The sequence below is a fragment of the Microcoleus sp. CZ3-B2 genome (assembly GCF_036705055.1).
Lineage (GTDB): Bacteria > Cyanobacteriota > Cyanobacteriia > Cyanobacteriales > Microcoleaceae > Microcoleus.
Map to the genome: position 1 here is coordinate 54,867 of NZ_JAUBTN010000035.1, position 10,808 is coordinate 65,674.

A 10,808-nucleotide genomic window follows, 5' to 3' on the forward strand; every position below is an offset into this window, starting at 1 on the left:
TGTTAATATTTGACTGATAAATGCACTTGAGTTATTGATTTATCGATTTTGCCAGCGTTTCCGAGTTACTGTACGGGATGCGACGCTAGCAATCAAAACCATGGCCAAAAGGACAGAGGCAGCAGTCCACGCCAATTCGTTCTGCTCCTTGTAAGGAGAGCTGGCGTAGCTATATATTAATACCGACATAGAAGGAGTCGGAGTCAGCAGTGTATCGGGAATTTCTTTGAGTTTTGAGATAGTTTCTGCACCTATGGGGGACTGCATTATTTCGCCCAATTTATCAACTAAAGGAGGCCAAAATTGACTCGACAACGCCGTTACAATCAGCGGTGCGGTTTCGCCGGCAGCCCGGGAAGCAGCGAGTAAAACACCTGTGGTAATAGTTGGGAGTGCTGAGGGAATAATAATCCGAAACATCGTTTGAAAGCGTCCGCCTCCCAAACCAGCAGAAGCGAGGCGGTAAGAAGTAGGCACTAATTTTAATGCTTGTTCTGTTGTCAGAGCAACAACTGGAAGCATGATGATGCCGAGGGCAAAACCGCCTGCTAATGCTGAAAATGCTTTGGTGGTAACGACAATTAGGGCGTAGGAAAAGACACCAACTACGATTGAGGGAACGCTGCTGAGAATAACAGTGATAAAGCGGATACTATTGGCGAGCGCTTTGTTTTCTCTACCAAACTCGGAAAAAAATATTCCCGTCATTACGCCGATTGGAACACTAAATAACGTAGCAATTCCTACCATTAAACCTGTCCCAAGAATCGCATTTGCAAAGCCGTTGGGCTGGTCTTCAACTCCAACGGGTGCTGGTAGAGACACTAGCACTTCCCAGCTCAAATGTGTGAGTCCTTCTCCCAGGATTTTGTATAAGATAGCAAACAAAGGGAGCAGGGCCAGAGCTGTCAGAGCGAAAGCGATAACTGTCATCCCCCGGCTGAAAAAATTTCGGCTTAGCGACAGGGGATTGTTGATTTCTGCATCCAGAATACTGTTTGATTTTTTTACTTGAGTCATGGGATTTGAGATTTTAGATTAATCCAGCGGATAAGTCCGGGGGCTTGTAACCAAATTGCTTTTGATGATGTTAAGTTTTAGCTTTCTTGACCCCAATTAGCTGAACTAACAATACTGCGATCGCATTTACCAACAACGTGATCGCAAATAAAATTAGGGCTAAATACATCAAAGCGCCGATGTGCAGCGGTTCGAGAGCTTCCCGAAATTGACTCGCCAAAACAGCAGGAATTGAGTAGCTGGGAGCGAGCAGGGATGGATTGATTTGAATCGAGTTGCCAATCACCATTGTGACGGCCATTGTTTCTCCTAAAGCGCGTCCCAAGGCTAAGATGGTGGCGCCGATAATTCCTGAACTAGCTGCTGGTAATAACAGCTTAAATATCGTTTCCCAGCGGGTGGCACCGAGGGACATGGAAGCACTTCGCAAATCTACTGGAACTGACATCAATACATCGCGGCTGATGGCGGCTACTGTTGGCAAAATCATAATCGATAACAGTATTCCGGCCGGCAGCATTCCGGGGCCTAAAGGTTCGCTGCTGAACAGGGGAAACCAACTGAAATTATCGAACAATGACTGCTGTAATGGCAACAAAAAGGGAATCAAAACAAAGATTCCCCACAGGCCAACTATCACGCTGGGAATAGCCGAGATTAATTCAACCATGAATCCCAAGGGCGATCGCACCCAAACGGGTAAGAAGTTCTCGCTAGTAACTATAGCTACTGACAGCCCTAAAGGAAGTGCGATGATTATGCCGATCGCAGAACTAATTACAGTACCGTAAATAAACGGCAAAGCCCCAAACTGCAACTCGCCGATATCCCACTTGGGATTCCACAAGAAGGAGAGTCCAAATTTGCTAATAGCAGGCCAAGCATCTTTAAAAATTACCGCACTCATCCAAAATAAAGTGCCCGCTGTCGCTAAGGCAAAAGCCCATACAAATAGTGTAAATCCTGACTCCATCCATAGACCTTCACCAGCAGTATCTGTCAAATCTAGTGCTGTGTTTATTTCTGCCGGTTGCTGAGTCAATTTGTTCGGTTTCTTTGAAAGATTGGTCATACCCTAGTTACTGCGTAAACAGTGAAATATTTGCTTGAAAGACGAGTAATTATAATGCGCTGGTAGGGTGCACTTTGTATCGAAGTCTCGATCCCCCTAAATCCCCCTTAGGTCGGGGGACTTTGAATGCTCTTCCCCCTTTTTAAGGGTGACGCAAGAATGCTCTTCCCCCTTAAGAAGGGGGGTTAGGGGGGATCGAGGAGCTAAAGAGGAGCCAGAGGAATCTAAAATTTAGATGCGGCTCAGCTTAACTCATAACCCCGTGCGATCGCCCAAATTAACCTCTGGCAACCACACTCTGATTAACTGTTTGAATCACCTTTTGAGCTGTAGCGGTCGGAATTTGAGTATACTCTAGCTGTTTGTTAATACCTTGACCTGTAGTCATCACCCAATTAACCATCTTTTTAATAGCCTCTGCTTTCGCAGCAGGATACTGTTTGTAGATTAACAGCCAAGTCAAACCAACAATCGGATAACCGTCGTTAGGATTGCCTTCTACTAAGCGGAAGTCTGCGGGGAATGTTTCCCCTGCCAAAGCTTTTTCTGCTTCAGACAAACTAGGATCTACAAACCTACCAGCTTTATTTTGAATAAATGCTGTTTGGAGATTGTTTTGCCGAGCATAAGTATCTTGAACGTAGCCGATCGCACCCGCTGTATTTTTCACCAAACCAGCTACGCCGGGGTTTCCTTGGCCGCTGACAGGGCTTCCGGGCCAACTCGGCTGAGCGGCTGCTTTGACGCTGCTGCCGATCGCCTGCAAGTGGTTAGAAAAAATAAAGGTTGTACCGCTGCTGTCTGCGCGTACAGCTACTCGAATGGGAGTATTTGGCAAATTTTTAGCTTGTCCAGAAATTCCGGCTATTTTCGCATCATTCCAGCGGGTAATTTTACCTTCAAAGATGCCTTTCATCGCATCGTTATTTAGCCTCAGATTGGTCACTCCGGGCAAGTTGTAGACAACTGCAACAGCGCCGCCAGCAGTCGGAACCGCCATGACGCCGCGCTTTACTTCGGCTATTTGCGCCGCCGTCATCAGCGCGTCGCTGCCTGCGAAATCAACAGTGCCTGCAATTAATGCTTTGATACCAGCACCACTGCCAGTTCCTTCGTAGTTTACAGTAATTTGATTTGCCCTTCTCATCTGAGAGAAGTAGCGATCGTAAAGAGGTTTAGGGAAAGTTGCTCCCGAACCGTTTAGTGTTACCGCAGCTACAGCAGAAGTAATCAACGAGAGCGAAAATGCTGCTGCTGCTAGTGTCACTATAAAACTACGTCGCCAACGTCCTGTGAAAAAATTCATATTCCTCCTCTCCATTAATAGCCGACTTTGCAAATCTACGACCTAGGATAGACTGAAATCCCCAAGGAAAGGGATTTAATAGAATAAGCTTGTTTTAAATTTTGGTTAACAGTAGATTAAATAATAATAGAATAAGCTTTGTTTAAATTATGGTTAAGAGTATTGCAAATAAAAATTAGCTAAAGTCAAGTTTTGATGAATCAGAGAAATACCAAATCATAGAGTAACGATAAGAATAGAAATTTATTTAGCGATCGGGCGATCGCCCCCACCCCGCACTCCATCCCCCGATCGCCACATAATAGTAGGGACACTTAACATTTCTTTAACAACAATGGCTAGAGACTTGCGGGGATTCCTGAAACTCCTAGAAGAAAGGGGACAACTGCGCCGAATTAGCGCCTTAGTCGATTCCGACCTCGAAATTGCCGAAATTTCCAACCAAATGCTAATCAAGGGCGGGCCCGGACTTTTGTTTGAAAACGTCAAAGGGGCAGAATTCCCCGTGGCGATTAACCTGTTGGGCACGGAAGAACGGGTTTGCTGGGCGATGAACATGGAAAAGCCGATCGAACTAGAAGAGCTCGGCAAAAAATTGGGAATGCTACAACAGCCAAAACCGCCGAAAAAGATATCCCAAGCCATAGAATTCGGCAAAGTCCTGTTTGACGTAGTGAAAGCCAAACCAGGCCGCGACTTTTTCCCAGCTTGTCAGCAAGTGGTAATTGAGGGAGAAGGGCTGGATTTGAACAAAATCCCGATGATTCGCCCCTATCCGGGAGATGCGGGCAAAATTATCACCCTGGGTTTAGTAATTACCAAGGATTGCGAAACCGGCACGCCGAATGTCGGGGTTTATCGCTTGCAGTTGCAGTCAAAAAACACGATGACTGTCCACTGGTTATCTGTCCGGGGAGGCGCGCGGCACTTGCGGAAAGCGGCGCAGGCTGGTAAAAAGTTGGAAGTTGCGATCGCCCTGGGAGTCGATCCTTTAATCATCCTCGCCGCAGCAACGCCAATTCCTGTAGATTTATCGGAATGGTTATTTGCGGGACTTTACGGCGGTTCCGGCGTGAGTTTAGCGAAGTGCAAAACCGTAGATTTGGAAGTACCGGCGGACTCGGAAATCGTGTTAGAAGGAACGATTACACCGGGGGAAGTTCTGCCCGACGGGCCCTTTGGGGATCACATGGGTTATTACGGCGGCGTGGAAGATTCGCCGCTGGTGCGATTCAACTGCATGACGCACCGCAAAGACCCGATTTATCTAACGACATTTAGCGGGCGGCCGCCGAAAGAAGAAGCAATGATGGCGATCGCGCTTAACCGCATTTATACCCCTATTTTGCGGCAGCAAGTATCGGAAATTGTCGATTTCTTCTTACCAATGGAAGCGCTGAGTTATAAAGCAGCAATTATCTCGATCGATAAAGCCTATCCCGGTCAAGCGCGTCGGGCTGCTTTAGCATTTTGGAGTGCATTACCGCAGTTTACTTACACTAAGTTTGTGATTGTTGTGGATAAAAGTATCAACATTCGCGACCCGCGTCAAGTAGTTTGGGCAATTAGTTCTAAAGTCGATCCAGTTCGAGATGTATTTATTCTGCCAAATACGCCCTTTGACACGTTAGATTTTGCCAGTGAAAAGATTGGTTTGGGCGGCAGAATGGGGATTGATGCTACTACGAAGATGCCGCCGGAAACCGATCACGAATGGGGGGAAGTTTTGGAGTCCGATCCGGATGTGGCGGCGATGGTAGAAAGGCGTTGGGCTGAGTATGGTTTGGCCGATTTGAATTTGGGAGAAGTCGATCCGAATTTGTTTGGGTACGAGATGAGGTAGGGAAACGGCATTGCCGTGTCCGGGGCGGGGAGGAGGACACGGCAGTATATACCGTAGGGTGCGTCGCCATCCACAATCTCTCAATAAACTCGCAAATCTCCCAGCGACGCACCATACAAAGTTATTATTATATCCTAAAGTTTGTGCCACAATTGAGGAACGATCGATTAATCCTACTGACGAACAAGCCCAAGCCTGTCTGCGCGTCTGCCAGATGTTCTCTAGCTACTACCGAGATATTCAACTATTCCGTTTTAATGCTCAAACCAGAGAAGTATATATTTTCGTAAGTGATGAGCTGGAAGTAATCGTATCTAGTAATGGACTTTGGAGGTTTTTGGATGAAACCGAACTTTGATGAAATGAGCAGAGTCGAATTAAAAGCTTACGTGCTATCGCATCGGGATGATGATGAAGCGATTCGGGTCTTTTTTGGTCGTCGCAATCCCCCAGATTCACAAGCGACATGGTACGGGCCGATGACTACTCCTGAAGGTGTACCTATTGCTGAAAATATTCGCATCGCTGAGGAAGCAATTAAGAAAAGAGTTGAAATCGATCGCGAAAAACAACAACAAAGGAAAAAAGCACAGTCGGAGAATTTACGCCACAAATTAGAACAAGAGATTGAAGAAAAACTTAGAGATAAAATAGAATTAGAAGTAGAATCAAAGTTACAACAAAAATTAGAACAAGAACTTGAGGATCTGATAGGTGCGATCGCCCAATTTTTAGCATCAACCAGCGAGTTTTCATCAAAACTGGCAATGCCGAGCGCACTTTTGGCAATTCAGCAAAGAATTGAGGATTTTGGCGATTTTGAAGATTTGCGATCGAATTGAGTGCGATCGGGACTTACGCACTGCGTCAGAGAAACCGGGTTTTTACCGAGTCTTCGCGCTGTAACGCCTATTCTCAAAAAAATAATGAAAGTTGGTGAAATAATTTTAAATCAAATTAATTTGTTAGGCACTAAAGTAGAGGTTGCAGGATATCTTATCCTTTACGGCGAGCTGGGGTTTTTGTCAACAGATTTTGCAAATATTTTATTCAGTCAAATACATCGTGAATCAATACTTATTGAGCAACCAATAAAGTTGAAGGAACAATTATTAAATAAAGTACCACCATATATTGGTGGGCCACCCTATGAAGATTTGGTCACGATTATCGGCACTTTATGCGAGTCTCATCAAGAGCCTTTTCCAATTGCTTTGACACACATTAATTCACTCATTTTAACAAGAAAAGAAGGCAAAAAAGAATACCACATAGAGATGCCTTCACATCAGAAATAGCTTCTCCGATAGATTAATTAATACCCATTTTTGACTTAAAACACAAGTAGCTGAGCGATTTCAATTACCGAGCGACTTAAATTGCTTGGAAGTACAGTAGCCGCTATATTATGTGGTGTTAATCCTCCAGGTGCGGATCTGCTTCATATTTGATAAAACTTGCAGATCGCCCGTGGGCGACGCACCTTACACGGGCGATCTCACAAGATTGTGTGTACCACATATACATGGAATATGCTGTATCTTGCATTTGTTGCCCGATTCCGGCTCTTGTTTCAACAAGAGCCTCAAAGCGAAAGTCCACTGAATTGGACTGAAGAAATGATTGATTAAAAATTTAAAAAAAAGGATTGAAGCTCTGATCGATCGCCCCTTCAGTCGTCTTTAGACGACTTTAGCTTTGAGGCGGGGGTTTTCAACCCCCGACGGACTTGGAAGAATACGCATAACTTCTAACGGTAGTGTTAAGGAATGCCCGATCGCTCAGAAACTTCTTTCAACGTCCAACCCTTCTCTTCGGCTAGTTCTCGAACCCGCAATCGAATTAGACCCATCTTCCCGCTGACAAATCAGTTTACCGTTCCAAAACCTCAACCAAGTCTTCCACCATCACATCGAAGACTTCAGCAAGTTTCTGCAAAGCCGTATAGTCCACCGTTGCCATTTTGGGAGCTTGGGCGTATTTTTTAACCGTGCTGTAGGGAATTCCCGTTCTGTCAGAGACTTCTTTCAGCGTCCAACCCTTTTCCTCAGCTAGTTCTCGAACTCGCAACCGAATTAATCCCATTTATGCTTGACAGAAGCTATGCTCATATCTTTTAATATACAGATACAGCGATCGCCCCGTGACCTGAGAAATCTAGAGCGATCGCCTTTCATTCACCACCCACAAAAGTGGGAAGGATTTTCCTATGATACCAAAACAAGTCACTTATCGCGATCGACTTCAACCTTGGTGCATAATTCGCCACCTCCCAAACTGTCAGCGGTTAACAGTCGCCCGTTTCGCCCGTCGCCGAGATGCCGAATCTTACCTCAAAGCACTGCGCCGCTTAATGCCCGCAGTCCCGCATACAATTGTATTCGTAAATGCGGTGTCTGTCTTAGATGAAAACAGCGTTCCAATTCCGATGCAATTGGCGATCGAACGTTAATGCGATCGAACTGATATCTTGCATTTGTTGCCATATTCCGGCAGCGGTTTAAACCCCCGACGGAATATGGCAATAAGTGCAAGATGTGCGATCGAACCTATTATTGCAAAAGGTGGATCGAGCCTTCAGTCATCATTTGCAACAAGCAAAGCTATGCCCTAAAATCTGTTGGCAAGCCATTCGCGCCAGAAAAGTATTGCTAAACTATAAATAGACTTGAGTCAAGGAGTCAAATCAATGCCATCTCCCTTTCCCGGTATGGACCCGTATTTAGAGCATCCCGAACTCTGGCCTGGGATGCATAACTTGCTGATTAGTGAAATTTTCAGGTTTTTATCTCCCCAACTGCGTCCTAAGTATTTAGTGTCGCTGGAAGTGAGAATCTATGAAACGGCTGACGACGATTTATCAGTCATTGGCATTCCCGACGTAACTGTAATGCAGCCACCAACTGCAACAGAAACAATAGCATCAAACGTAGCAGTTGCAGCACCGCCTACACAACCATTCACAGTAACTCTTCCCATACCTTACACGCTTCGAGAAGCTTATTTAGAAATTAGAGAAAGGGGGGAAAAAGAATTGATAACAGTAATTGAAATTCTCTCGCCTACGAATAAGCGAACAGGCAAAGGGCGACAAATGTACGAAGAAAAGCGAGAAGAAATTTTAGGTAGTCGCACTCATTTAATAGAAATAGATTTATTGCGGCGCGGTCGAAAAATGCCAATTCTTGAAAACAACATTGATAGTCACTATAGCGTTTTGGTGTGTCGGGGAAATCGCCGTCCTAGAGCTGATTTGTATGCTTTTAACCTGCAAAATTCGATGCCTGCCTTTCCTTTACCGCTGCGATCGGGCGACACCGAACCAGTCATAAATTTGCAGGAATTATTCACTCAAATTTACGACATAGCAAGTTACGACCTGAAGATAGATTATCGCAACTGGGAAGTCATACCAGCGCTGTCAGAGGCCGATACAATTTGGGCAGATGCTTGGTTGCGCGATCGGGGATTGCGAGATTAATTGGGCGTGCAGCTATGCTTTTAGTCTGCAGAGGCAGACTTCGTTTCTGTAGAAGCGATTTCAATCGCCGAGTAACTTAATTCAACAATTGCTTAACAGCTAAACATCTTGGCTTTGCATCAACCGCTGCTTCAAACGCGCCGGATCTCCCCGATCGACAACTTGGCCCTTTTCCAACAAAAAAGCCCCATCACAATAATTCAACTCATCCAAACGGTGAGTCACCCACAAAGCAGTAATCCCGCGATTTTTCACCAACCGCTGCACCGCCACCACCAAATCCAACTGAGAATCAGGATCTAACAAAGCCGTCGGTTCATCCAACAGCAGAATTTCGCAGTGACGGGCGATCGCCCCAGCAAGGGCAATTCGCTGCTTCTGGCCCCCACTCAAAGCATAAATCGGCCGCCGCTGCAAATCCAGCAAATTCACAGCCTCCAAAGCCTCAGCCACCCTCTCGCGCACCTGAAGATTAGAAAGCTTTTCCTCCACCAAACCAAAAGCCACATCAGCACCCACCGTCGGCATCACCAACTGGTGATCCGGGTTTTGGAACACAAAACCCACACGCCCGCCCAGATCAATTTCGCCCGACTGGGGGTGCAGCAGCCCAGCCATCAGCCTCAGCAGCGTAGATTTGCCACTACCGTTAGTACCCAAAAGCATCCAAAACTCGCCCTTTGGTACATCCAGAGAGCAACCTTGCAAAACTCGATCGCCCGACGGCCAGCAAAAACCCAAATCCCGCACAGCAACCGCTGACTGGCCCATACCGGCACCAACACCCCCAGCCCTCATTCTCCTAATGTCATCGAGACAAAACCGGGAGCCCTACCTGAAGAAGCCGCCCCCGATTTCTGAGAAATCACCACCCCAGAAATCTCGCTGCTGAGCACAGCTACCTTTTTCTCAGGATTTTTCTCGCAAGTGAGTTCCAAAATTTGCGGTTGCGAGTTGCGAATCGCTTCTACAACCTGCTGGTAAACAGCCTCAGCGTCCTCGGCTAGCTTCCGCTGCACCGACAGCGAGACGGGCGTGTTCTTCACAATCATGTCAATGCTGAACATATAGTCTTAAAAACCTAAGTTTGGAACTCTCTCCTCAGTATATATAGATGTAACGAAGTATTGTGTAGAAAACACCCAGTTTCTGTAGCCCAATGCTCGTGAGTGTGCGCCCAGCAGGGCGCGGGAGCATTTGCGCGCCAGCATTTTAGCGTGCCCTCACGAACTCTTCGAGCTCCTATAACCAGCGCTGTAGGAGGACAGCACTAAAATAAAAAAATGCTTTTTGCCAAGCCCTAGATGCTCCCATTCCCGGTTGATTCGAGAACTTCGAGAACTTCCGAGGACAAGTCAAAATCCCGAAGTTATTTAAGAAAGACTTGCTTTTGTAAAGAATTACCTTTATAATTGTGAATACGGTAAAGAAAAGTAAACTCTGTTCATAATCCTACTTGTTTTCTGCTAAGCAGAGGCAACGGTAGCAGACTGATGATTAGAGAAAAATCCGTTGTAATTATATCTATTTGGAGATTTGCGTAAATGACAATCGCAGTCGGACGCGCCCAGACCGAAAGAGGCATCTTTGATGTACTCGACGACTGGCTCAAGCGCGATCGCTTCGTCTTCGTAGGCTGGTCTGGCATCCTGCTATTTCCCTGCGCCTACCTATCCATCGGTGGCTGGCTGACCGGCACCACCTTCGTCACATCCTGGTACACCCACGGTTTGGCAAGCTCCTACCTCGAAGGAGCCAACTTCCTCACCGTCGCAGTATCCACCCCAGCCAACAGCCTCGGACACTCCCTGCTGTTCTTGTGGGGCCCGGAAGCACAGTGGGACTTAACCCGCTGGTTCCAACTCGGCGGGTTGTGGACCTTCGTCGGCCTCCACGGTGCCTTCGCTTTGATCGGGTTTTGCCTGCGTCAACTCGAAATCGCCCGTTTAGTCGGCATCCGTCCCTACAACGCCCTGGCATTCACCGGCCCGATTGCCGTGTTTGTGTCTGTGTTCCTGCTTTACCCCTTGGGTCAATCAGGTTGGTTCTTCGCCCCTAGTTTCGGCGTAGCAGCAATTTTCCGCTT

12 protein-coding genes and 1 pseudogene are annotated in these 10,808 nt (G+C 46.5%); 7 read left to right on the forward strand and 6 right to left on the reverse strand.

Annotated features, from left to right (window positions below):
- Window positions 1–39 precede the first annotated feature (39 nt).
- The 3 genes from pstA to pstS all read right to left on the reverse strand — a co-directional run bounded on the left by pstA (window position 40) and on the right by pstS (window position 3,398).
- Window positions 40–1,020 (reverse strand): phosphate ABC transporter permease PstA, encoded by a 981-nt coding sequence (pstA, locus tag QUA97_RS16830; protein WP_333195267.1) that lies wholly within the window; start codon window positions 1,018–1,020, stop codon window positions 40–42.
- A 70-nt stretch (window positions 1,021–1,090) separates the two neighbouring features.
- Entirely contained in the window at window positions 1,091–2,092 is a 1,002-nt protein-coding gene (pstC, locus tag QUA97_RS16835; protein ID WP_333195268.1) for a phosphate ABC transporter permease subunit PstC, read from the reverse strand.
- A gap of 277 nt (window positions 2,093–2,369) precedes the next feature.
- Complete coding sequence (gene pstS / locus QUA97_RS16840) at window positions 2,370–3,398, reverse strand: phosphate ABC transporter substrate-binding protein PstS (RefSeq protein ID WP_333195269.1); 1,029 nt, start codon at window positions 3,396–3,398, stop codon at window positions 2,370–2,372.
- Window positions 3,399–3,732: 334 nt separating this feature from the next.
- Here pstS and QUA97_RS16845 point away from each other — a divergent pair, with 334 nt between their 5' ends.
- The 4 genes from QUA97_RS16845 to QUA97_RS16860 all read left to right on the forward strand — a co-directional run bounded on the left by QUA97_RS16845 (window position 3,733) and on the right by QUA97_RS16860 (window position 6,539).
- Window positions 3,733–5,241: a UbiD family decarboxylase gene (locus QUA97_RS16845; protein ID WP_333195270.1), complete on the forward strand. Its 1,509-nt coding sequence runs from the start codon at window positions 3,733–3,735 to the stop codon at window positions 5,239–5,241.
- 10 nt (window positions 5,242–5,251) lie between these two features.
- Window positions 5,252–5,599, forward strand: coding sequence for a DUF6888 family protein (locus QUA97_RS16850; RefSeq protein ID WP_228049850.1), 348 nt, complete (start codon window positions 5,252–5,254; stop codon window positions 5,597–5,599).
- Window positions 5,583–6,083: a DUF6887 family protein gene (locus tag QUA97_RS16855; protein ID WP_194066763.1), complete on the forward strand. Its 501-nt coding sequence runs from the start codon at window positions 5,583–5,585 to the stop codon at window positions 6,081–6,083. The genes QUA97_RS16850 and QUA97_RS16855 overlap by 17 nt, the downstream gene beginning before the upstream one ends.
- A gap of 84 nt (window positions 6,084–6,167) precedes the next feature.
- Window positions 6,168–6,539, forward strand: coding sequence for a hypothetical protein (locus QUA97_RS16860; RefSeq protein WP_333195271.1), 372 nt, complete (start codon window positions 6,168–6,170; stop codon window positions 6,537–6,539).
- Between the two features lie 574 nt (window positions 6,540–7,113).
- Here the strand turns inward: QUA97_RS16860 and QUA97_RS16870 are convergent.
- Window positions 7,114–7,326, reverse strand: a complete 213-nt coding sequence (locus tag QUA97_RS16870) for a helix-turn-helix domain-containing protein (protein WP_194063647.1) — start codon at window positions 7,324–7,326, stop codon at window positions 7,114–7,116.
- A 124-nt stretch (window positions 7,327–7,450) separates the two neighbouring features.
- Here QUA97_RS16870 and QUA97_RS16875 point away from each other — a divergent pair, with 124 nt between their 5' ends.
- Window positions 7,451–7,693 carry a hypothetical protein gene (locus QUA97_RS16875; RefSeq protein WP_194071249.1) on the forward strand — a complete coding sequence of 81 codons (243 nt, stop codon included), beginning with the start codon at window positions 7,451–7,453 and terminating at the stop codon, window positions 7,691–7,693.
- A gap of 237 nt (window positions 7,694–7,930) precedes the next feature.
- The gene (locus QUA97_RS16880; protein WP_194071250.1) at window positions 7,931–8,722 is read left to right on the forward strand and encodes a DUF4058 family protein; all 792 of its coding nucleotides are present in this window, start codon (window positions 7,931–7,933) and stop codon (window positions 8,720–8,722) included.
- Window positions 8,723–8,821: 99 nt separating this feature from the next.
- Here the strand turns inward: QUA97_RS16880 and QUA97_RS16885 are convergent, their stop codons facing one another.
- A complete protein-coding gene (locus tag QUA97_RS16885) occupies window positions 8,822–9,520 on the reverse strand; it encodes an energy-coupling factor ABC transporter ATP-binding protein (protein WP_194071251.1) in 699 nt (232 codons plus the stop codon).
- A complete protein-coding gene (locus QUA97_RS16890) occupies window positions 9,517–9,789 on the reverse strand; it encodes a hypothetical protein (RefSeq protein WP_194012426.1) in 273 nt (90 codons plus the stop codon). Before QUA97_RS16890 ends, QUA97_RS16885 begins: the two co-directional genes overlap by 4 nt.
- Window positions 9,790–10,266: 477 nt before the next feature.
- On the opposite strand from QUA97_RS16890, the pseudogene QUA97_RS16895 reads away from it, so the two are divergent.
- A pseudogene (locus QUA97_RS16895) lies at window positions 10,267–10,808 on the forward strand (photosystem II D2 protein (photosystem q(a) protein)); the annotation flags it as partial.